The organism is uncultured Tateyamaria sp. (assembly GCF_947488715.1).
Classification (GTDB): domain Bacteria; phylum Pseudomonadota; class Alphaproteobacteria; order Rhodobacterales; family Rhodobacteraceae; genus Tateyamaria.
Genome location: NZ_CANLAG010000010.1, coordinates 110,478 through 132,723, shown reverse-complemented (window position 1 = coordinate 132,723; position 22,246 = coordinate 110,478). Strand labels below are relative to the sequence as shown.

The following is a 22,246-nucleotide window of genomic DNA, read 5'->3' as shown; positions in this document are numbered from 1 at the left end:
GAAGGGCTCAAGGCGCGCCATCTGCGCGTCGCTCAACCAGAAAAGATCAGACATACTAACCGCTCGTTTGTGAATCGCGAATCACCACAATAAGCGGAAATCAATGGGTCCTGACCCTAAGGTGGCCCGCGCATCGCCCAAAAAAACAACTCCAGCTTCTGACTTTTGGGTGTTTCACCGAATGTCGCGATAAACGCACGGTCGAGCAGTGATGCAGATGTTGCGATTTCACGGTTCAGCACCTCGTAAAACCGACTGATCAACTGCGCTTTGGGCGTGTCCGCATTGTAGTCAATCTTGGAAAAGATCGCATAGCGGTCTGTGGTGAAACTGCGCGCGCCACTGGTAAATTCGCAACCTGGGACAGAGCGCGCGTGTTCCGTGATGATTTCGAGATCACCAACATAGTACGTCACTTCGCCGCGGCAGAACCGCTTGGCGACCTCGTCATGGTCATGGCCCGCATAGAATAGCCCACCAGCACCATCAATTCCGGCAGGCGGAGGACAAACGCCACTGCCCGGTCCGGTGTCGCGCAAGGCGGCTGTGACGCTGTCCTTGACGTTGCGCCACTCACCCGCGTTCACGATGGTTCGGATACCCGAACTGGCGGCATTCGTGGCGCCAACAAAACCGATCAATGCGTGGTCCGCGCGGCAGGCTGAGCGTGGCGGCACTGCGTCCTTAAGGGTCAGATACCCGATGCCTGCGATAAACAACGGCGGCGACACCGCAAATCGCTTGACCCGCTCCGCGTTGATCGTGGCGGGATCACACAAGATGTCGATTTTGCCTCCCAACAGATCAAGGCGATCAAATTCAAATTGCGCATCTGGATAACGCGCGCGTTCTGCCGCGACCAGCGCATCCATGTCTTCAACCTGGATCTGACTGGCATCAAGCGGCGGTGCGTCGCTCTGATTGATCAACATCTGTTTGAGAACCTCGTCGCACACATAGACAAGGTAGCCGTCGTAACCCTCAGCCCGGATGGGGCCTGCACCTGTTGAAATCGACAACCCCTGCGGCGCACGCGTCGATTTGTACGAAAACGGCCTTGCATGAGACCGAACCCCGATGCGCAAAGTCGGAGCCTCAGCATCCGTCCCGGGGGATTTCTGCTGCTCTTCTGCCCACAGCGGCGCCGTGAACCACGCCAGAGCACAAAGTGCCGCGCACGCAAAATGTCTCATGTCGCAGCCCCCTTTGTGCTTTGCATCCGTGCCCGCTTGCGTTTGCGCTTCTCGGCGAAACTCTCTTCGGTCACTTCAAGGAACATTGCGAAGAAAATGATGAAAAAGAATGGCTGAACGCCATAGACCAACGCTTCCCTCATCTCGAAGTTGATAGGAAAGTCATCTGGCGTTGGCCGTACAAAACTGGGTGGATAGCTGGCCACGATGGTCAAATAGTACCACCCCAAGACCAGCACCGAAAAGAACACGCCGATCGTCACTGTCCAAACGGCACTCAACTGATCGTGCTGGTCCGTCAGGATCAAGACGGCAATCGCCACAAGGAACCCGAGACCCGCATGCATTACGAAAAACGCCCATTTGCTGTTCAGAAAGAACTGGATCTGGTTTTCGGTCGCGTCGAAACCGGTCTTGACCCAAAATTCCATAAAAGAGCCGATGAAAACACCCAACACAGCCACGAGCGCAGGTATCAGCGCCATCGAAAACAGGCGCAGAAACGGTATGCGATGCAGGTTCCAATCGGGCCAGGAATTGTCTTCCTTTCGCACTTCGCGACCAAAGATCGCGGTAATGGCTGCGAGTGCCGTCGAACAGAAAACCGCAACGAACCACCAGAATGACAGCGCCAGTATCTTCTGTCGACGCTCGGCGGTTTTGGTCTTGATCACATTGCGCCAGATCGTCGCGCAATTACGGGCGGCCGCACGTTCGGCGCGGCCCTCTTCGGGTGTTTGTGCGACACCAGCGTCCTGACCTGCAGCATTTGCGGGCTGCACCCGGTTCAGATCAAACGGCGTCGGCGATGAAGACTGCAACAGCAGACCCCAGAGCTCCGGATCGTATCGGTCAAACGGCAGTTCTTCGGTTGCAGAGGCCAGGCAACGCGCTTGAAAAGATGCAGGCAACTGCCGCGCCTCGATGGCGGTTCTTACATCCGATTGAACCAGTTTCGGCGAAATTGGCGACGCGGCCACGTTCCATGTCAGGATGACAGCATAGGCCACTGGGATTGCGATCATCGAAAACAAAAGCCCCATCGCGAAGGAGTTCAATTCAACGCGGTATGTGCGTTTGATCCTTTCATTGATCAGGCCAATTGCGCTTTTGTCGTCCATGTTCTTGATCGCGCGGTTGTTGCGCAGGAAATGCACGGCAAAGAGAGCGATTGTATCATTGGCAACTGCATTGGCTGCGTCGAACATCTTTTTGCGTTCCGAGGCATCGTCCGACAATTTGACCTTGAGCAAATCCTTGAGGTTTTCGACGTCCAACTCCAGCCGCGCAGACAGTTCACTCATCGTCGACAGCTGGCTGAACCGAAAATGCTGGATGCGCTGTTTGCCCGTGATAGCAGGCGCGAGATAGTCGATGGTGCGCAGCGAGCTCATGATCGACGGTATCTGGCTTTTGTCGTAGCTGCCCTGAAATGTCGCCTCGGCGTTCTCAAGGAACATGTCCGAAAGCGGTTTTTGGCAATCTACATCAAAGGCTTCGAACGGAATGGCGTGCAGTTCTTCGATCACGGCGTAGACGCCGCGCGGCACGCCCGCCAGCCGATGTGCAAGAGAGCGCATTGTACTCTCCACCGGTCGCAAGGCCCCTATCGAAAAAATTGAGATGATGGCTGCCGAAATGAAGATTGGCTTGCCATATTGCGTATTCAACAGGTTGAGGGGGTCTTGGCCGGCGCCGATGATGTCATCGGTTGGTCCGATTTCCGAGTTTGAAGCCGCAGCTTGCGCCACCAATTCGTAGATCTCTGTCGAGCTAAGAACGACCACATAAGTCACGAGATACAACAGCGAATAGAACAGAAACCCGATGTTCTTTTCACGCGGCGTACAGAGTTTGGCCACCTCCACATTTTGGAGGATGGGGTGTTCCTTGAATGGGATAGACGTCAGCGAAGAGTTATAATTGCGATACGCTTCGATCATCAGCGTCACCGCGCCAGCGATTACGACCCCCGCGAAGATCAACGAATTCATCTTTTGCGATCAAGCACTTGCCCCTAAAGGCAGCTGCTGACCTCAGGATTGCAAGGGCCCGCATACGGAGGGTGATCATCAGCAGGCGCAAACGTGCCTGCCCCCACAGCTATGGCAAACACGAAGAAAAGGTGGATAAATTTTGACATGGCACAAACCGATTTAGAAAAATAATTCTAAATCGCTAACACGTTTGGCGAGAAAATTCAACGCAGCGTTGATCTGCGGCGGTGTTGACGTACTTGCCAGGTCCCCGCAGACCCTTCCCTAGTCGCTGTCCACTGTGGGGCGGCCTGTAGGTGGTGCAAGGTTTTGCGACTGTGTACGCAGCGCCTCGGTATAGACGGTTTGACGTCCGCGACCACCATGTTTGGACGCGTACAGCGCTACATCCGCGTTATCGAGAACCTGCGCCATGGTCTCACCGCTTTCCGGCTCATAGATGGCGGTACCAATGCTGGCGGAAATTTGGCAGATTTCGCCCTGGAACGGAATGGGGCGCGTCAGCCTTTCGATGATCCGCAAGGCAATGCTCTCCATCGCGTCGGACCCTTTGGCATATGGCAGAATGATAACGAATTCGTCGCCGCCAACCCTACAGACCGTGTCGGTCTCACGGGTTTCTTCGACCATGACCCGCGCAACTGTTTGCAACACATGATCGCCCGCAGCGTGGCCGAGCGTATCATTAACGGCCTTGAACCAATCCAGGTCGACCTGCATCAACCCAAAACGCGTCTCCCATTGTGCGTGGCGGGCCAACACATGGTCCATCGCGCGACGGTTTTTCAAGCCCGTCAATGTGTCGGTAAACGCCTGCTCTTCGGCGGCGATCATAGCCCCCTGCAAACGCAAGTTCAGTTTTCGCGATGCATCCATAGCGGCAGATTTGGCTTCGACCAGATACAGCATTTCAATGGTCAGGTCCGTCGCCGCGAAATCCGCACTCGTCAAAGCATATTCGGTCACCGCATCCACAACTGAAATGCCGAAGGACAAGTTGACAATGCACTCACCATCGCCCGGTCCCGGCACCAAAACGCCCTTAATCTCGGTGTTGGGTGCATCCCGCAGTTGCAGGTGCAGCTTGGTGCCTGCAATTGACCGCAGGCCATCCATATTCGTAATCGCACGCGGGCGTTTGAGATCAAAAATCTCAAGGAACCGCCGGCCCATCATCGCTGTGCCCGGACGCAGTTTCTGAACGGTCGGACCGGCATGAATTACGTGCCCTGTGCGCGACAAGACAACGTGCATCGGGCACAGGATATCCATCGTCTCTTGCATATGTGCGACCCCGCTCATCCTGCACGCGCGCCAAGGTCAAATGTGCGACCTTCCGCAAACTCTGTTTCAATCAGGGTGATGCTGATCGTCTCTTTGCCCTGGCCCGCGCCAGTGTGTTCCAGCAGAGCCAAGGCACCATAGTCATCCGCCATAGCGCGCAGCACACCCATCATGACATGGCCGTAACCCGCGACGGGGCTTTCGCAGATGAGGCTGAACTGACTGGGCGAATGGTCTCGTAATTCGATCCGTGGCAAATTCAGATCCGAAACGGCAAGCCGTGCGCGGTCCGGCAGATCATCCAAAGAGTGCAGGAATTCGACAAAACTGACGCCACCGAACCGCAAAAGACGTCGCAACGCCTCTACGTTGGGATGAGACACAAGGTAAGTTCCTATGTCCTCCATCACCTCATCACGGGGGCGACCAAGCACCTTGCTCACAGCATCCAGCAAACGCGGGGTCATGTCGTCATCATAGACCAACATCGCCTCGAACTCGACGAAGGACAAATCGGCAACGCGGGTTGCCTCAACCCACTTGTCACTGCCGTAACTGTCAGTGACGAAACACTGTACTGCCCGATTTATGAGACCATGCATCTTAATCTATCCCAGTTCCACACCTGCACCTTGCGCGTGTAGCCCTAAAGAATCTGATAACAGATAAAATGTGTTCTATTTGTTGGGGCAGTTTGGCTCAGAAATCAGTGGGCGCTCCGCCTTCTTCTTTGCGGCGCGCAACAAAGGCTTCCAGCTCTTCGCGAACTGCCGTGTCCATGGGCGGCGCTTCGAATTGTGCCACGATATCCTTGAACATCCGGTGTGCGCGTTCCTGTGTCCAGACCCCGCCTGCGGCTTCCCAGCCTTCGTAGTTCTTCCAGTCGCTCAGGAACGGCTGATAAAACGCCGTCGTGTAGCGGTCCTGCGTGTGCTGGATGCCAAAGAAGTGTCCTTCGTTGCCAACAGCCTTGATCGCATCAAGCGCAATATCATCTGGACCGGTTCCCGTGATGGCTGGGTCAAGATACCTTTGAATTTGCTGCAAGATTTCGCAATCCATGATGAATTTCTCAGGGCTGGCGATCAAGCCACCTTCGAGCCAACCAGCCGCGTGGTACACCATGTTGGTCCCGGACTGCACCGCAGCCCAAAGGCTGTTCGAGGTCTCCCACATCGCCTGCCCATCGGGGACGTTTGCCGCGCAGACGCCGGATGATCGCATCGGCAGGCCATAGAACCGTGCCAATTGCCCGGTCATTTGCGTGGCACGCATGTATTCCGGGGTGCCAAATGCGGGCGCACCCGTTTTCATATCGACATTGGAGGTGAATGTGCCAATCGCACAGGGCGCGCCGGGCCGGACATATTGGAAGAGCGCAATGGCACACAGACCTTCGGCAATGGACTGCGCCACCGCGCCCGCCATCGTGACAGGTGCCATTGCTCCCGCCAGAGTAAACGGCGTGACCACAACAGCCTGCCCACGACGAACCATCCGCAAACATCCGTCGATCATGGGGTGGTCGTGTTTCAAAGGGGAGGTCGAATTGATGTTTGTATACATCCGCGGGCTGGCGTCGAATTCTTCATGTGTCAGCCCGCCCGCAATCCGCACCATTTCCATAACGTCTTCGACACGTTCTTTGCCCAAGCTGTAGGCGTGCATGACCTTGTCGGTCAGCGTCAGCTTGTCATAGACAACATCCAGGTGCCGCACGCTGGCGTGAATATCAACGGGTTCGACCGGGTAACCGCCCGCAAAGTGGATGCAGTTGAAATATTGCGTCAGTTTCAAAAGGTCCTGACACATCTTGCGATTGCCCGGAACCTTGGTGCCAATGGCCATGTCCCAGTAGTTCGGAGGCGAAGAGACATTGCCGAACGTGAGATGATTGCCGCCAATCGTGATCTTTCGATCGATGTTGCGGGGCGTCAGGGTAAATTCTGATGGCGCCTTTGCGATCATCTCCATCACCCAATGGCGATCCATGCGCACGATGTCGCCATCAATCTGACACCCGGCCTCCCGCAGAATCCCCAGGGCTTCTTTGTTCAGAAACTGAACGCCGATCTCTTCGAGGATGCGCATGGCGCCGTCATGGATGGCCTCAACGCCTTCGGGCGTCAGAGGCTCCACGGGTGGGTCTGTCATAATGGGCGGGTTCCAGGCCATCTGTTCGATCACGGCACCTCCGCGGCGGGCTGCGGCACCTGCCCGCCCCCCGCCGCGCGTTCTGCGTTTCGCGTCTGTCCCGCTCATGGCCTGTCCTCCGCATTGCTGGTAATCCAACCCTCAACGCAGCACCACCGCCCGTACATCTCCGTTTGCGACGGCTTGTGTCGTTTTCTAAGGAAGAAGCGGCGTTTGAACGCCTGAACCAACCGCCAAGCTATCAATCCACGCGGGGATGCCCCCAATGTCGGACAAGACGACGGTCGCGTGCGGTGCAAGATCATCGGTATCCGCAAGCCCCGTCAGAACACCCACGGTCCGCATGCCCGCAGCGCGACCGGCGCGCAAATCGTGCAGGCTGTCGCCGACCATGATCACGGTTTCCGGGTCCAACCCTGTCGCGGCGCAGAAGCCCATCAGTTGTCCGGGTTCAGGCTTGCCGCCAAATCCACTGTCTGACCCCGCAATGAAATCAAAAAACGGCACAACCTCCGCAGCGTTCAAATGCGCCCGCGCTGGTGTCTCGGCATCATTCGTCGCAACGCCCAGCTTGATCCCGCGTTGGCGCAAACCGGTTAGAAATGGCACGAGCGGCACTGCCTCGGCTTGGGGCGCTAGTGCGGCCTCGTCGTTCAACAGGGTCAAGACGCCTGCATGAGAGGTTTCAGGAAAATGCGGCATAAGAGCTGTCGCAACTTCATCAGGAGTGCCGGCAATCACAACGCTGTCGCGACGAAAACGGCGCTTCGTGATGTCAAACCCAATCGCTTCGGCCATTCGGTCAGCACGGGCATGATCACCATGTGCAGCCCGCCTGAGAAATCCGGCCGCCCATGCCTCCCACGTCGTCCCGAAATCGAAAAGCGTGCCGTCCTTGTCAAAGATGATGCCAAGCACGGGTGCCCCTGCGTTCAGGTCCAATGCGTCTGCTCCCCACCGGGCAAGGCAGCACGTGCGCGCATCGGCGCGTCATAGGCCAGCCCCTGAGCATCGCAAAACGCGGTGACCCATTGGTCGTCCATCATAACAAAGTCCAACAACGCCCCCAGGAACGCAGGATCCGTCGCGCCACTGCGCACATCCGCCTCATTTGCACCCGTTGCACCAAGAAAAACAGGCAGCAACTCTTCGTTGCCCGCCATCCAGGCCAAAGCCCGTAAACCCACGACTTCGGCGGATTCTCGCCCCATCGACATCACAAACACCCCTTCGCGGCGATTTGGAAACCCTTTGTTAACCTAAACCAACAAAAACCGAATACACGTTATTTGTTACGAATTGGAAATGTCGATGCACGGCAAGATCCTCGTTGTTGATCCCATCGCCACCAACCGCATTGTCCTGCGGGTGAAATTGGCAGCCAGCCACTACGACATGGTGCAGGCGGGCAGTATCGGGGACGCGATGCGGGTTTTGGGCGCAACAGTGCCGGACATGATCCTGTGCGCCGACACGTTGCCCGACGGCGGGCCCTTGCGCCTTATGGCACGACTGCGCAAGGCGGGGCTGCAGGGCAAGGTGCCAGTGATTGTGTTGGGCACCGATTGTGACATCAAATCGCGGCTCAAGCTCCTTGGTGCGGGGATCGAAGACGTTCTCGAGAAACCCATCGACGACAGCTTTCTCTTGGCGCGAGTGCGGAGTGTGATCCGCGCATTCGCCTCTGCGACGGAATGGAAGCTGCGGGACGGCACATCACGGGCGCTTGGATTTGCAGAACCAAATGCGCAATTCGCGGGCGCTCAGACCGTTCGCATCGTCGCGCAGGATCAGGCCTGCCTGGACAGTTGGCATCCAACTCTGGCGGAAACCGTTCGCGCGTCCCTGAGCCGGTGTACGCCAGCCGCGGCAGTGGAACGGCACGATGACGCAAACGTTCCCGACGGGTTTATCCTGCTGGTCGAACCCGAAGCGCGCGGCGACATGCTGGGGCTTCTCGCGACCATTCGCAGCAACGCCGACACGCGGCACAGCGCCATTCTGGTGGTTCAGGTCGAGCCGGACTGCAAGCTGGGTGCGCAAATGTTGGATATGGGCGCCAATGACGTCATGGCATTTCACCGCGACTCGTCCGAAGTGGCGCTGCGACTAGAAACCCTTTTGGCCCGAAAGCGCGTGAGCGATGCGCTCCGTGACACGGTGCGTACAGGCATCGAGGCCGCACTGATCGACCCTTTGACCGGTCTGCATAACCGCCGCTATGCCATGCCCCATCTGGCCCGTATCGCCGAACGGGCCGTCCGGTCGGGCAAGCCCTTTGCCGTGATGGTTGCCGATATGGACCACTTCAAGCGGATCAACGATACCTTTGGGCACGCGGCAGGTGACGCCGTATTGGTCGAAACGGCGCAACGGTTGCGCGAGAACATGCGCGCCGTGGATATGGTCGCCCGGATTGGCGGCGAGGAATTCCTGATCGTCATGCCTGGCGCGGGTTTGGCTGATGCCAAAAACGCGGCCCAACGGCTGTGCCGAATTGTCCGTGACACCCCCTTTGACGTGCCGGGTCAGGCTGCCACTGCGGTGAACGCCACAATTTCGATTGGAATGACAGTCTGCGACCCCGCGCCTACGGGTGCAAAAGGCGTACCAAGCCCGCCAGAAACACTGTTGGACCGGGCGGATAAGGCGCTCTATGCGGCAAAGGCCGATGGGCGTAACAGGGTCACGCTCAGCCGTCCCGCTGCCTAACCGAAGCGCCTAGTCCTTTGGCTGACCACCTTTTTTGCGGTGGCCGCCACGGCGCAGAACCTCTTCGATCCTGTCGGCATAAGCGGCGCGCTCTATATCACTCATCCCCGCGACAGCCTCAAGCCAAGCCGTTTGCCCACGCGCTTGCACGCGCGTCACGGCGTCCGCCTGTTTGCGCAACAAATCCTCTACGGCGGCTGTGTCCAGCGGCGTGGCGCGCAACACGGCCACCATCGCCTGATAATCGGCGCGGCGCGCTTTGCGGTCGGGCAACGTTTTGTCGCGGCGGATTCCGTTGAACACTCCGCGGCGCAAGTCCCGTGGCAGTGCAATGACGTAGGGGGTGGCATATCCCATAGCCACCGGCCCTTTCCCGCCCAAGGGACCGCCGCGCAAAACCATGCCCGCCACCAGACCAACAACGGCCAGGTTCAAAGCGAGTGATACGCCCAGCAATAGCTTTACCCACATCGGGCAGCGCTTTGTTTTTTCGGCATGTTCCATGCTCAACCCTCTTCAAAGTCCCAGCCAAAGGCATCGAGGCCCGACTGGTCCTGGTACAGTGCATCATAACCAAATGGCCACGCCATCGCATCCGCCGACGTGCCAAGCGCCCCCAAACCAACGATGAAGCCGGTCGCCGCGGCAGCCGCAAGACCGCCAAGTGCAGGCCAACCGCCCAAACCTTGCAAAATCTGGCGCAGTGCTGATCGAAGTGGAGCTGGCCCGCCGGGTGCGGGCATTTCAGACATCGCATCACCAAGCACACGCGACATCAAATCGTCTGAAGGCGCGCCAACGGGCGTACGGCCCAATTCGCCCAGCGCCTCGTCCAGCCAGGCATCCACATTTTCATCCGAGGGGCGCTTTGGTGTCATGTCCATCATCCTTCGTATCCAAGGGCAGCAACCTGCCCTTTCAGCGCTTTGGCCAATGCGCGTTTGCCGCGTGCCGTCAGGCTCTCGACCGCTTCGGTGCTGATCCCCAACTGCTCAGCAATTTGCGGATTGGATGCGCCTTCAAAGTGGCGCAGCACAACCGCCAACCTTTGGCGTTCAGGCAAATCCGCAAGCGCACGACGTACAGCATCATTGCGCGCCTGCGTTTGTAACTGAGCTTCCGCACTGGGTGCAGGGTCCGCCGGGTCGGCCACATCGTCCAGCGCAGCAGGCGCCTTGGGCCGTTTGCGCAGCCGGTCCATGCACAGGTTGGCTACGACTCGGTACAGCCATGTGGTCACCTTTGCCTCACCGTCCCGCCACTCCGGCGCAACACGCCACAGCCGCAACATCGCTTCTTGCGCCACATCCTCCGCCGCCGCTTGATCGCCCAGCAAACGCATCGCCTGCGCAAAGGCGCGCGGCACCAGTCGCAACGTCAAGGTGCGGGCTGCACTGGCGTCTCCACGGGCGAAGCGTGCCAAAAGCACGGCATCCTCGGTTTGTGCGTCCATATCAAGCGGCATATCCATCAAAGCCCGGTATCCATGCCTCGCCTCTCATTGCAAGAGACGAGACACACTGCGCGATCAGTTCTTGCGTTTGCCGCCGTGACGCGCACCCATTTTGGCACGGGCCTCTTCGAACTCTTCGGCACTGATGCCGCCGCTATTGTCGGCGTCCATGCGGTCAAAGAACCGGGCGGGGTTGCGGCGTGGGTGTTTCAGCTCGTCCGCCGACAGCTTGCCGTCGTCATTGGCATCCATCCGTTCGATCATTTTCGCGGCACGGTCACTTGCGCGGTTTTCAGCCGCAGCCACCAGTTCAGCCTCAGTCAGAAACCCGTCGCCATCTGCGTCTGCACGGGCAAAACGGGCCTGGCCTGCATTCTCGAGCTCTGCGAGAGTGATCTCCCCGTTGCTGTCTGCGTCGAGCGTCGCAAAGTCCGGTCCGCGCCCTGCCGCCATGCTGGCCACGGTCGAAATGCCAACTGCAGCTGCGGTGATGGCTGCGATAAGTGTGATACGTTTCATTGTGTTACTCCGTTCATTTGCCTCATGGCGCATCGTTGTTTTCTGCGCCGAGTACAGATGAAACGAAGCCCGATGGCGTTTCCGTCGAAAAAAGTTTGGGGAGCGCCAGCGCGACATCGGGACGCAAGGACAGATTGCGCCATTCCGTTTCCACAACGCGCACCCCATCTTGGCCTCACTGGCAAAGAAGGCCCACCACCATGCAAACCCAAACCGAAACAAACCTGTCCACAGAGACAGACACGCAACGACCCGTGCGCCCAGCCCTGTGGCGCGGGTGGCGGAACAAATGCCCGAGATGTGGCCAGGGTCGCCTGCTCAAAGGCTATCTGAAAGTTGCCAGCAGCTGCCCGGTTTGCAAGCTGGACTATTCGCACAACCGTGCCGATGATGGACCAGCCTATCTGACCATCCTGTTGGTGGGACACCTGATGGCCCCACTGTTGCACATCGTTTTCGTCACCTGGCGCCCTGAACCTCTCGTGCTGTTTACGATTTTTGCAGTTGGCTGCGTGGGTCTGTCACTCTATCTTTTGCCAAGGCTCAAAGGGGCCATTGTCGGGTTTCAGTGGGCACGTGGTATGGGCGGTTTTGCTCAGGAAGGCTAAAGTCGCCTGCCCGGCCTGGACCGACGCAAGACGCTACGTCGAAAGGCCAATATGCAAGATCACGCTCCAGTCGACAAAACGGCCATTCGCAATGCCGCAACGGTGATTGCCCTACGTGATAGGCACACAACACCCCGTGTGCTTATGGGTCAACGCGGTGCAAAAGCCGTATTTATGCCGAACAAATTCGTCTTTCCGGGCGGTGCTGTTGACATTGGTGATCACGACATTCCCTTGGCCACGCCGCTTTCGGATCCCGATGCTGACCGTTTGGCGGATGACAGCAGTCCCGGCATGGGCACCGCGCTCGCCGCGGCCGCCATTCGGGAATTGTTCGAAGAGACAGGTCAAGTTCTTGGTCATCCGGGCCACTGGTCCAACCCGCCGACGGACTGGCACGACTTTGCGGCGACCGGTCACCGGCCACATGCCGCACCGCTGCAATTTGTATTCCGGGCCTTAACACCACCTGGTCGACCACGCCGGTTTGATGCGCGGTTTTTTTTGTTTGACGCGGACGTGCTGGCCTCGGATCCCGACGACTTTTCCGCGGCCTCGGACGAGCTTTCGCATTTGCAATGGGTCGCGCTGGACGACGTGCGCGCATTTGATATGCCGTTCATTACCGAAGTGGTGCTGAGCGAAATCGCCGCGCGTGTCACGGACCCACACCCGCCCAAGAGTGTGCCGTTTTTCAAAAACAACGAAGAAGAAAGCCTGTTTCTGCGACTCAGAGGGCGCTTGCCGGAAGATTGATAAACGCGGGCCTCAAATCACGGCAATCAGCAAGAGAATGGACGCCAGCAATACTGCAATCCCGATCCATTCCCGACCACTCACCGCCTCGCGAAACACCAACACCGATGCCAGTGCGCTCAGGATCAATTCGACCTGCCCCACCGCGTTCACATATGCCGCGTTCTGCAAGGTAAACGCAGTAAACCAGCAGAACGAACCGGCCATCGACATCAACCCAACCCAGACGGCCACACGCCGGGCCCGCCACACGGCGCTCACCTGACCCGGATCGCGCAAGCGCAGCCAGATCAACATGGCAACCGTTTGCATCGCCGTCACAACCGCCAAGGTCACGCCAGCGCGGGCGAGCGGATCTTCCATGCCCAGGCTCAGTGACGCGCCACGGTAACAGACGCCAGATACCGCAAAGAGCAGCCCGGCGACCAAACCAAGCCCCGCCGAAGGGTTGGCCATATCGCGCCATCTGAAACCACGCGCATCGGATGGCACGGACAGCAAGACGACACCCACAAGGCCCAGCCCGATCGCGAGCAAACCCAGACCACTCACACTGTCACCCAAAAGGACCCACCCCACGAGGACGGCTTGCATCACTTCGGTCTTCTTGAATGTGATGCCGACTGCAAAATTGCGGGCTTGAAACAGACGTACCGTCGCGACCGTGGCAAGGATCTGCGCGAGCCCACCCATTGCGCCATAGCCAAAAAGCGCGCCCCCAAAATCCGGCCACGCCTGCGCGGTGGCTGTCATGTAGACTGTGATCAACACGGCGACGAGCGGTGCCGAGTACAGAAAACGGGCCAGAGTTGCGCCTGTTGCACTCAAGCTGCCCAGCGACAACTGCCGTTGCAACATAAAGCGCAGCGTTTGGAAAAACGCCGCAGCCAGTGTGATCGGAATCCAGAGGGTCATGGCCCTTCTATCCGGTATCAGTCGTCGGAGGACCAGAGCGGATGTGCCACACTGTCCTTGGCACGCCAGAAATGGCGGGCAAAAACCTCGGCATAAGATTGGTAGCGATAGCCTTCGTTGCAGGCGAGATAACGTGCCGAATGTGCGCGGTAGAGCGCAGGCAAACGGTACCACGGGACGCGCGGGTGCATGTGATGCACTACATGGAAATTGTTGTTCAAAAACAGGAACGCCAACAGGCCGCGATCTTCGATGATTACGGTGCGGCCGCGCGCTTTTTCGTGTGCCTGATGCTCCAGAAAGGTCCGTATCTTGAGGACAGACAGTGCAAAATAGGCCGCCAAAACATAGAGCCACACCGGCATCGGCGACAGGGCAGCGCCATACAGCACGACGCACAGCCCCGGCACATGCGGCGCCCACCCCAGCATCACTTGCCGGTCGCCCGCCCGGATTGCGCGTATGTCAGCCCGCACAAACACAAACATCCCCACCGCCGGTCCAATAGCCATGCGACCAGCCAGTGTGTTGTTAAACCTGAGCAGTAGCTGCACCCAACGTGGCAACGCACACCAAACCACCGGATCGACGTAATTGCTTTCGGGATCATCATACGGATCCGTCAGGTTGGCGTCCTGGTGGTGCGCCAGATGCGTGTCGCGAAAACGCAGGTATGGCACAAAGAGCCCCGGATTGATGACGACCAACGCTTCGCTCAACCGCTGCGACGGGAACGGGTGACCGTGCAAAACCTCATGTGTCAGCGAGGCGTGCAGCACTAACGCCAATGTCAAAACGACGCACGAAAAGAACAAGGATACCACGGGCAAGAGCCAAACCGCGGCAAACCAGAAACCGAAACACAGGCCCATGAGCAAGAGCGTCACCCACTCTACAGCAAATGGCCGCGTGCTTGGCACATGTCTGGTCGCACGTGAGGTCGACTTGTGATGGGGCGATGCTGGTTGGAACATGGCGCCACGCTAGCGTGACGGTTGCGACCACGGGAATTCTGAACGTTGTTAACAACACCCTCAGCTTGCGATATTGGTCACAGGATGATGGATAAAGTCGACAAACGTGACCGTGCTACGCAATTTCGCCTGCGTTTGGCGCGGGCCATGCAGGATCGGAACATGTCGCAAAGCGCGCTCGCGCGCCAGATCGGCACAGACCGGTCCACGATCAGCCAGGCGTTAACAGGACATGATGCCCGCCTGCCCGGCGCGCACGTGGTCGGAGGGTGCGCGCAGGCTCTTGGTGTGTCGGCCGACTGGCTGCTCGGGCTATCAGATCGCCCTGAAAGCGCCGCAGCTCTGACGGCGGCTGCACTTCAACTGAACGAAGCCCCACGCGCTCTGGTCGATGAACGCATTTTTGGTTGGCACCAGGAGGCGGCCGGATACAAAATTCGACATGTCCCGGCGGGCTTGCCAGACATGCTGAAAACCAACGAAATGCTCGCTTGGGAATATCGACCACATCTCGGGCGCACAACAGTTCAGGCCATCAACGCCTCACGTGACCGCTTGAACTGGATGCGCAGCGCGCAGTCAGACTACGAAATCGCCCTGCCCCTGCACGAGCTATACTGCTTTGCCAAAGGCACCGGGTACTACGACGACTTGCCCGCCTCGATCCGCACCGAACAACTCGACCATCTGCACGCGCTAACCACCCAGCTATACCCACGCTTGCGACTATACCTGTTCGACGCACGCAAACTCTATTCCGCACCGATTACTGTCTTTGGGCCGCTTCTCGCTGTGATCTATACAGGGGGTCACTACATGGCCTTCCGGGATCGCGAACGGATCGAAACCCTGTCGTTGCACTTCGACACACTGGTGCGCCAGGCTGCGTTCACCGCCCGTGATATCCCCAACCACCTCGACGGCCTTCGCCGCTTAGTCCGTGAATAGACCTAACTCCATCTCACTCAAATGGGTCGGTGGGCGGGCGGCTTTGCCAAAGGCAAACAGTCCCGCCCGACGCCCTCAAACCTTCGGATCCGGGTTTTCGGTGTGACCATCCACGGCAATCACCTGACCGGACACCCGCCGCGCCGCTTGTGACCCCAGAAAAACCGCCATATCCGCAATATCAGACGCCTCTACAAAACTGCGCATGGATGTTCCCGCCGCATAGCCGTCACGCACCTGTTCCCGCGACATCCCCTTGGCCGCCGCTTCCCGAACAAGGACGCCTTCCATACGCGGACCTTCCACAGCACCGGGGCAAATCGCATTTGCGCGCACCCCAAATGGCCCCGACTCCATTGCAACAGTTTTCATCAAGCCAATGACCGCCCACTTCGCCGCCGCATATGGCGCGCGGTTGGGATACCCATAAAGGCCAGCCGTCGACGACGTGAAAACAACAGCGCCCCTGCCCGCCGCCTTCATTGCGGGCAATCCGTGTTTCGCGGCAAGAAACGCCCCCTCCAGATTGACCGACACGCATTTGCGCCAATCTGACAACGCGACGTCTTCAATGCGATCCGTTGGGCCCGCGATGCCCGCATTCGCACAGAGCACGTCCAGTGTCCCCGCTTCGGCCATCACATCTGCCACCGCCGCCTCCTCAGATGCGTCACACAATCGCGCCTGCCATGTGCCAGGCACTTGATCCAACGCCGCCGCATCTACGTCAGTTACCCAAACCTCATAGCCCGCCGCATCAAAGGCATGTCCCATCGCCAACCCGATACCTGACGCACCAGCAGTGATCAGAACCCGGGTCACGGTCGTTGACCCACAGCGCGTCCGGCCCCAGACGGCAACGGCAAAGCGGAATGAGCCGCAGCAACCCGTCCCAGTGCCGCCAGTATTTGCGCAGACGGATCTGTGGGACGACGCGTCTCAAGGCTGACGTGCAGCAAAAAATGCTCACCAGTCGCCAACAGCGTCGCGCCATCAAACATCTGATGGAACAGATGCAACTTCTTGCCAGCGCCGACCAAAACTTGCGTCCGCACTTCAATCATTGTGCCTGCCAACGCCTCATCAATGTGCCGAATATGCGTTTCGGCGGTAAAGTAGCTGCCCCCGGTCGCGATGTAGTCCGCGTCGCAGCCAATCATCGCCATGAAACGGTCCGTCGCATCCCCGAATGCCTGCAAATATCGCGCTTCATTCATATGCCCATTGTAGTCAGTCCAATCCAATGGCACCGCCCGCCGCACAGTCAGCAGCGGCTCTGACACGTTTTCGAGATCATCCACATGCGCATCCAAGACAGTGCCTGCACGCAGGGTCGCATCGTGGGCATTCATCACCGCCCCTGCACCCCAGTCATTGGCCTTGAGCGCGCGCATCATACCCACCAAATTGTCATCGCGGGCCTTGAGCATCGCCGGAATGGTCATGTGTCCAGATTGCGCATCCGACTGCCCCGCAATCAGGTCCACCAGCTCGTCCGTGAACTCTGGCACGTCCATCAATTTGGTCCACGGCCACTGCAGCGCGGGTCCGAATTGCGCCATGAAATGGCGCATACCTGCCTCACCCCCCGCCGTGCGATAGGTGTCAAACAGACCCATTTGCGCCCAGCGGATGCCAAAACCCATGCGTATGGCTTCGTCTATCTCTTCGGTTGTGGCGACCCCGTCCTTGACCAGCCACAACGCTTCGCGCCAGACGGCCTCGAGGAAGCGGTCCGCGATGTGGGCGTCGATCTCCTTGCGGACGCGCAGGGGGTAGTGGCCCAACGATCGCAGGATATCTTCGGCCTTTTCGACCAATGCAAAATCCGTCGCAGGTGACGGTACGACTTCGACCAGCGGCATCAGATATACCGGGTTAAACGGGTGACAGACCATGATTTGCTCTGGACGCGTCGCGCCGTCTTGCAGTTCGCTGGGTTTGAACCCACTTGTCGATGAACCGATGATGGCATCCGCAGGACACGATGCCTGCACCGCGGCCAGAACTTTGTGCTTCACATCAAGGCGTTCGGGTACGCTTTCCTGTATCCAGGTTGCATCCCCAACCGCATCCGACATTTCATTGTGAAAGCTCAGCGTTCCTTCGTCAGGCAACGCCACGTCTGTCAGGCTTGGCAACGCGCGACGCGCCTGCATCAGAACCGGCGCCAATTTGGCTTTGGCGTCCGGATCGAGGTCAAACACTCGCACGTTCCACCCGTTGAGCAGGAAGCGCGCCGCCCATCCACCCCCGATGACACCACCGCCAATAATTGCTGCCGTCTTCATCTGTCTTTACCTTTCAAGATTTAGCGCCCTTGCCAGCCCGCCATGGCTGCATTCAGGGTCGGGTGACCATTTTGCTGAGGTCAAACCCAGAGAACACCAACACTTTGCGCGCGGCTGTGATCCTGTCCGCACCACCTGTCGGTGCACGATCTAACACCCAGGCAAAGCGACCCGCCGGATCACCAATGGCCGCTGTCCGAAAGCCTTGGTCCACCCAGATCACAACAAGGTCGCGCGACACGGTTCCCTCGTCCGGGCGAAATTCATAACGCCCCGACTGACGCTCACGCCCTCGCCATACCGTCTTGCGCAGGCCGTTACCCTCGTTGGTGGACACGACCATTGTGGGCAAAGCGTCCAATGTGATGAAATTCACCGCCTGCACGGTTTCGTCCCCCGGCAGCGCACCGCGCACAAACCAATCGCCGGACATGCGATCGCCGTCAAAACGGGTCGTGACACCGATGGGTGCGCTCTGTGTCCGAAAACTCGGGGTTTCAGGTGGCGGCACCGCGCACGCCGACAGGACACACATGGCGCCCATCCACACCGCGCGTTTGCCCCAGCCCGACACGGACGCAATCATCCCTGCGGCGCTCTCTTGACCAGCCCAAGCTTGGCGCGCACCTCCGCCGGACCAATCACCCGTGCACCCATGTTTTCGATGATTGTCGCGGCTCGTTCGACCAGCTGCCAATTCTGCGCCAACTGCCCTTTGCCCAGCCACAGATTGTCCTCAAGGCCGACACGCACGTTCCCGCCCGCCAGCACGGCGGCCGCGACATAGGCCATCTGATTGCGGCCCAGCGCAAAGGCGGAAAACGTCCAGTCATCCGGCACATTGTTGACCATCGCCATAAACGTGTTCAGGTCGTCGGGCGCACCCCATGGCACACCCATGCACAGTTGCACCAGCGCAGGTGCATCCAGAACACCATCGCTGACCAACTGTTTCGCGTACCACAAATGCCCCGTGTCAAAGGCTTCGATCTCAGGCTTGACGCCCAACTCCGTCATCATGCGCCCCATCGCCGTCAACATGCCGGGCGTGTTGGTCATCACATAATCGGCTTCGGCAAAGTTCATCGTCCCACAATCCAGCGTGCAGATTTCCGGCAGACATGCCGCGACATGCGCAACACGCTCGGATGCGCCGATCATGTCCGTCCCTTCTGCTTTCAGAGGCAACGGGGATTCGACATCGCCAAACACCATGTCGCCGCCCATGCCAGCCGTCAGGTTCAGGATACAGTCGACATCTGCGGCACGAATACGGTCCGTCACCTCACGGTAGTAACCAAGGTCACGCGACGGTGCACCGGTTTTGGGGTCACGCACATGGCAATGCACGATCGCCGCACCCGCCTTGGCAGCGGCAATGGCGCTGTCTGCAATCTGTTCCGGACTGCGGGGCACATGCGGGCTGCGATCTTGGGTGCCACCCGAACCGGTGACGGCACAGGTGATGAAAACTTCACGGTTCATGGACAGGGGCATTGGCGACATCCTTGCATTTTCTGTCACAATGCCCGAACTCCGATCCGAGACTTGTCAAAAGACGAAATACGATGACAAAAACCGTCATTCTTGTGCTGGAACATACCAACACCCTGTCGCTCGCTGCCGCAGTGGACCCCCTGCGCGCAGCCAACAGGCATGCCAACAAACCCGTCTTTGACTGGTCTTTTGCCACACCGGGATCGCAAAGTGTCACGTTGACCAGCGGCCTTACGGTTCCGGCCGCCCCCCTCCACCGTGTCACGGCATGTGACGTGTTGATCGTCGTAGCCGGTTTCGAACTCAAGGCCCAAGCCACGCCGCAATTGATGGCCAGCCTGCGCCGCCTTGCACAGTCAGACACGCGCGTTCTGGCGATAGACGGCGGGCCGTGGATCGCGGCCAAGGCGGGCATACTGGACGGGTGCTTTGCAACCACCCACTGGGAGGATTTGGACAGCTTTGCAACGGCGTTCCCCGAGATCGACACGATGAACGCGCGCTATGTCGTGTCAGACTTGCGCTGGACCAGTGGCGGCGCGGCCCCTGCCCTCGACATGATGTTGCATCTGATCCAGACGTTGCACGGCGCGCCCTTGGCCAATGCTGTGGCGGCCAGCTTTATCCACACCTCGCATCCCGCGCCGTCCGATCCACAGCTCAGACATCCAACAACCAAACCTCACAACAGGATCACGGCCCGTGCGCACAAGCTGATGGAAGCGCATTTGGACCAACCCCTGCCCCTGACCCAAATTGCCGCGAGCCTCGACATCAGTCCACGCATGCTGCAACTGAATTTCAAGCGCGCCCTGAACACAACACCCAAGTCACATTACCTGTCCCTGCGCCTGGCAGAGGCGCGTCGGCTGTTGACGCAAACAAACATTCCAATTCAGGACGTAGCCCTGGAAACAGGCTTTGCCGCGGTCTCCAGCCTCTCGCGCGCATGCCGCAAAACCTATGGCAATGCCCCGTCAACACTGCGCCGAACCTCACAATAGCGCACGCCGCCCGCAAAACGGTTCCTTCCCCCGAGGGGAAGGTCAGGTAGGGGGTCACCGGATGTCGCGTGCGCCCGCATACGGGCGCTCATCCAGATCACCTCAATCGCGTCAATACGGCCCCATCAATACGGCATCGGATGGTCGCGATGCGCAGCATCCAAATCGGCCAGTACCTCCGCATCGAGCGTCAGATGCGCCGCTCCCAACGCGACATCCAATTGATCCAGCGATGTCGCACCGAAAATCACCGAACACATGAACGGACGCGTCATACACCAGGCCAATGCCATCTGGGTCGGATCAAGCCCATGCTTGCCTGCCACTTCCAAATAGGCGTCCACAGCAGCAAACGCGCGCGCCGTCTTGCGACCGCCAAGGTCGGCATTCAGGCTTAGCCGTGATCCCGCTGGCACCGCTCCGTCCTGATACTTGCCCGTCAAAAGACCCGCAGCCAACGGCGAAAACGAAAGCAGCCCCACGTCTTCCGCTATGCTCAGCTCTGCCATGTCCGTGTCATAGAGGCGGCACATCAAGGAATACTCATTCTGCGTGGTGACCACGCGCGGCCCGCCTGTGCGCTCTGCGGCGGCCAACCACTGTGCTGTGCCCCATGCGCTTTCATTCGACAGCCCAAACGTACGGATCCGTCCCTTGTCCATCTCGGCCTGCAACGCGCCGAGACAGTCTTCCATGTTCTGCCGTTCCGCTGCAGCGTCCATCCCGCTGGGATCATATGTCCAGTTCTTGCGGAACATGTAACTGCCCCGATTGGGCCAATGAAATTGATAAAGATCGATGTAATCCGTCTGTAGACGCCGCAGCGACCCCTCGACCGCCTCGGGAATACTATCTGCTGTGATCGGCGCGCCGCCCCGCACGTGACGCATACCTTCGCCCGAATGTTTGGTCGCCAGAACGACATCATGGCGGGTGCCACCGCGCTCCAGCCACAGACCGATGATGCGCTCCGTGCGCCCTATGGTTGCCTTGCTGATCGGGTTCACCGGATACATCTCGGCCGTATCAATGAAATTGATGCCTGCATCCAACGCGCGGTCAATTTGGGCATGGCCCTCTTCGGCGGTGTTCTGCGTGCCCCATGTCATGGACCCAAGGCACAAGGCCGAGACCTCGATACCTGTGTGTCCCAGTTTGCGTCGTTCCATGGCCTGCCCTTCCCGCTTGTCTTCCGCGCGACCCTAGCGGCCCAGCCTTGACGGGCAAGTTAAATTTCGGCTGTGCATTTTTAAAGAATTATTGAGAACATAAAGCGAACATACTAGACTGATGCCATGCCTGTTCCTGCCGCTCTTATGGCGCGCACTGCTGCGCGCGACACCGATTGCCTGCATATCCTGCCAGAGACGGACCAGCACCGGCTGGCCCTGGGCCGGGTGCATGAGGCGTGCGGCCCCGCTCGGCACCGCCTCGCCCTGTGGCTTGCCGCGCAAAGCACAGGCGCTGTGGTCTGGATCACGCCGGACTGGTCCAGGGACCAAATAAGCGCCTGCGGGATGATGCCCTTTGTCGATCCTGCCCGCCTGATCCTGGTTCAACCCGACCGGGCCGACGATGTCTTGTGGAGCATGGAGGAAGCGTTGCGTTCCGGCACCGTCTCTCTGGTGGTGGCCGACCTGCCCGGATTGCCCGCGCTGACACCTGTGCGGCGGATGCATCTCGCGGCGGAATACGGCGGCACAGGCAAGGGGGACGCCCCGCTTGGTCTCTTGCTGACACCTGGCATGGGCGGCGCACAGGGCGTGGAAAGCCGCTGGCATCTTGCCCCCGACCACCAAGGGACCCCCGGCGCCTGGACGCTGACCCGACTGCGTGCCCGGACGGCACCGCAACACGCCTGGCACGTGACCCGCGCGCCCCATCAGCCGTTGCCGCGCATCTCCGGATCCATCAAGGCTGCGTGATCGGTTACATGATTTT

24 protein-coding genes are annotated in these 22,246 nt (G+C 59.1%); 6 read left to right on the top strand and 18 right to left on the bottom strand.

Annotated features, from left to right (window positions below; genetic code table 11):
- Positions 1–116 precede the first annotated feature (116 nt).
- From Q0936_RS18650 to Q0936_RS18620, 7 genes are all read right to left on the bottom strand, one after another.
- Positions 117–1,193, bottom strand: coding sequence for a transporter substrate-binding domain-containing protein (locus Q0936_RS18650; RefSeq protein ID WP_299295669.1), 1,077 nt, complete (start codon positions 1,191–1,193; stop codon positions 117–119).
- Positions 1,190–3,187, bottom strand: coding sequence for a hypothetical protein (locus tag Q0936_RS18645; protein ID WP_299295667.1), 1,998 nt, complete (start codon positions 3,185–3,187; stop codon positions 1,190–1,192). Before Q0936_RS18645 ends, Q0936_RS18650 begins: the two co-directional genes overlap by 4 nt.
- A 267-nt stretch (positions 3,188–3,454) precedes the next feature.
- Positions 3,455–4,474, bottom strand: coding sequence for a GGDEF domain-containing protein (locus tag Q0936_RS18640; RefSeq protein WP_299295665.1), 1,020 nt, complete (start codon positions 4,472–4,474; stop codon positions 3,455–3,457).
- 14 nt (positions 4,475–4,488) lie between these two features.
- Positions 4,489–5,076: a heme NO-binding domain-containing protein gene (locus tag Q0936_RS18635; RefSeq protein ID WP_299146310.1), complete on the bottom strand. Its 588-nt coding sequence runs from the start codon at positions 5,074–5,076 to the stop codon at positions 4,489–4,491.
- 97 nt (positions 5,077–5,173) lie between these two features.
- Entirely contained in the window at positions 5,174–6,736 is a 1,563-nt protein-coding gene (locus Q0936_RS18630; protein WP_299295662.1) for a trimethylamine methyltransferase family protein, read from the bottom strand.
- A gap of 87 nt (positions 6,737–6,823) precedes the next feature.
- Positions 6,824–7,570, bottom strand: a complete 747-nt coding sequence (locus Q0936_RS18625; protein WP_299295659.1) for an HAD family hydrolase — start codon at positions 7,568–7,570, stop codon at positions 6,824–6,826.
- A complete protein-coding gene (locus Q0936_RS18620; protein ID WP_299146307.1) occupies positions 7,561–7,845 on the bottom strand; it encodes a DUF3572 domain-containing protein in 285 nt (94 codons plus the stop codon). Before Q0936_RS18620 ends, Q0936_RS18625 begins: the two co-directional genes overlap by 10 nt.
- 94 nt (positions 7,846–7,939) lie before the next feature.
- On the opposite strand from Q0936_RS18620, the gene Q0936_RS18615 reads away from it, so the two are divergent.
- Positions 7,940–9,340, top strand: a complete 1,401-nt coding sequence (locus tag Q0936_RS18615) for a diguanylate cyclase (protein ID WP_299378345.1) — start codon at positions 7,940–7,942, stop codon at positions 9,338–9,340.
- Between the two features lie 9 nt (positions 9,341–9,349).
- On the opposite strand, the gene Q0936_RS18610 is transcribed toward Q0936_RS18615, so the two are convergent.
- Genes Q0936_RS18610 through Q0936_RS18595 form a run of 4 tightly spaced genes read right to left on the bottom strand, consistent with a single transcriptional unit; the run spans position 9,350 to position 11,312 of the window.
- A complete protein-coding gene (locus tag Q0936_RS18610; protein ID WP_299295655.1) occupies positions 9,350–9,844 on the bottom strand; it encodes a periplasmic heavy metal sensor in 495 nt (164 codons plus the stop codon).
- A gap of 2 nt (positions 9,845–9,846) precedes the next feature.
- Positions 9,847–10,218: a hypothetical protein gene (locus Q0936_RS18605; RefSeq protein ID WP_299295653.1), complete on the bottom strand. Its 372-nt coding sequence runs from the start codon at positions 10,216–10,218 to the stop codon at positions 9,847–9,849.
- A gap of 5 nt (positions 10,219–10,223) precedes the next feature.
- The gene (locus Q0936_RS18600) at positions 10,224–10,811 is read right to left on the bottom strand and encodes an RNA polymerase sigma factor (RefSeq protein WP_299295651.1); all 588 of its coding nucleotides are present in this window, start codon (positions 10,809–10,811) and stop codon (positions 10,224–10,226) included.
- 57 nt (positions 10,812–10,868) lie between these two features.
- A complete protein-coding gene (locus Q0936_RS18595; protein WP_299295649.1) occupies positions 10,869–11,312 on the bottom strand; it encodes an EF-hand domain-containing protein in 444 nt (147 codons plus the stop codon).
- Between the two features lie 200 nt (positions 11,313–11,512).
- On the opposite strand from Q0936_RS18595, the gene Q0936_RS18590 reads away from it, so the two are divergent.
- Together Q0936_RS18590 and Q0936_RS18585 are read left to right on the top strand one after the other, a co-directional pair.
- Entirely contained in the window at positions 11,513–11,920 is a 408-nt protein-coding gene (locus tag Q0936_RS18590) for a DUF983 domain-containing protein (protein WP_299146301.1), read from the top strand.
- Positions 11,921–11,971: 51 nt separating this feature from the next.
- Positions 11,972–12,676 (top strand): NUDIX hydrolase, encoded by a 705-nt coding sequence (locus Q0936_RS18585; protein WP_299295647.1) that lies wholly within the window; start codon positions 11,972–11,974, stop codon positions 12,674–12,676.
- A 12-nt stretch (positions 12,677–12,688) separates the two neighbouring features.
- On the opposite strand, the gene Q0936_RS18580 is transcribed toward Q0936_RS18585, so the two are convergent.
- Both Q0936_RS18580 and Q0936_RS18575 read right to left on the bottom strand, forming a co-directional pair.
- Positions 12,689–13,591 (bottom strand): EamA family transporter, encoded by a 903-nt coding sequence (locus tag Q0936_RS18580; protein WP_299295645.1) that lies wholly within the window; start codon positions 13,589–13,591, stop codon positions 12,689–12,691.
- 17 nt (positions 13,592–13,608) lie between these two features.
- A complete protein-coding gene (locus Q0936_RS18575) occupies positions 13,609–14,463 on the bottom strand; it encodes a fatty acid desaturase (RefSeq protein ID WP_299295672.1) in 855 nt (284 codons plus the stop codon).
- A 186-nt stretch (positions 14,464–14,649) separates the two neighbouring features.
- On the opposite strand from Q0936_RS18575, the gene Q0936_RS18570 reads away from it, so the two are divergent.
- Complete coding sequence (locus Q0936_RS18570; protein ID WP_299295643.1) at positions 14,650–15,513, top strand: helix-turn-helix transcriptional regulator; 864 nt, start codon at positions 14,650–14,652, stop codon at positions 15,511–15,513.
- 75 nt (positions 15,514–15,588) lie between these two features.
- On the opposite strand, the gene Q0936_RS18565 is transcribed toward Q0936_RS18570, so the two are convergent.
- Genes Q0936_RS18565 through Q0936_RS18550 form a run of 4 tightly spaced genes read right to left on the bottom strand, consistent with a single transcriptional unit; the run spans position 15,589 to position 19,301 of the window.
- Positions 15,589–16,335 carry an SDR family oxidoreductase gene (locus tag Q0936_RS18565; protein ID WP_299295641.1) on the bottom strand — a complete coding sequence of 249 codons (747 nt, stop codon included), beginning with the start codon at positions 16,333–16,335 and terminating at the stop codon, positions 15,589–15,591.
- Entirely contained in the window at positions 16,332–17,804 is a 1,473-nt protein-coding gene (locus Q0936_RS18560) for a carnitine 3-dehydrogenase (protein ID WP_299295639.1), read from the bottom strand. The genes Q0936_RS18565 and Q0936_RS18560 overlap by 4 nt, the downstream gene beginning before the upstream one ends.
- A gap of 52 nt (positions 17,805–17,856) precedes the next feature.
- Positions 17,857–18,390 (bottom strand): lipocalin, encoded by a 534-nt coding sequence (locus tag Q0936_RS18555; protein WP_299295637.1) that lies wholly within the window; start codon positions 18,388–18,390, stop codon positions 17,857–17,859.
- The gene (locus Q0936_RS18550; RefSeq protein WP_299295636.1) at positions 18,387–19,301 is read right to left on the bottom strand and encodes a 3-keto-5-aminohexanoate cleavage protein; all 915 of its coding nucleotides are present in this window, start codon (positions 19,299–19,301) and stop codon (positions 18,387–18,389) included. The genes Q0936_RS18555 and Q0936_RS18550 overlap by 4 nt, the downstream gene beginning before the upstream one ends.
- A gap of 71 nt (positions 19,302–19,372) precedes the next feature.
- Here Q0936_RS18550 and Q0936_RS18545 point away from each other — a divergent pair, with 71 nt between their 5' ends.
- Positions 19,373–20,305: a helix-turn-helix domain-containing protein gene (locus Q0936_RS18545; RefSeq protein WP_299295634.1), complete on the top strand. Its 933-nt coding sequence runs from the start codon at positions 19,373–19,375 to the stop codon at positions 20,303–20,305.
- Between the two features lie 125 nt (positions 20,306–20,430).
- On the opposite strand, the gene Q0936_RS18540 is transcribed toward Q0936_RS18545, so the two are convergent.
- Positions 20,431–21,474 (bottom strand): aldo/keto reductase, encoded by a 1,044-nt coding sequence (locus Q0936_RS18540; protein WP_299295632.1) that lies wholly within the window; start codon positions 21,472–21,474, stop codon positions 20,431–20,433.
- Positions 21,475–21,600: 126 nt separating this feature from the next.
- Here Q0936_RS18540 and Q0936_RS18535 point away from each other — a divergent pair, with 126 nt between their 5' ends.
- Positions 21,601–22,230, top strand: a complete 630-nt coding sequence (locus tag Q0936_RS18535; protein WP_299295630.1) for a hypothetical protein — start codon at positions 21,601–21,603, stop codon at positions 22,228–22,230.
- Positions 22,231–22,246: the final 16 nt, after the last annotated feature.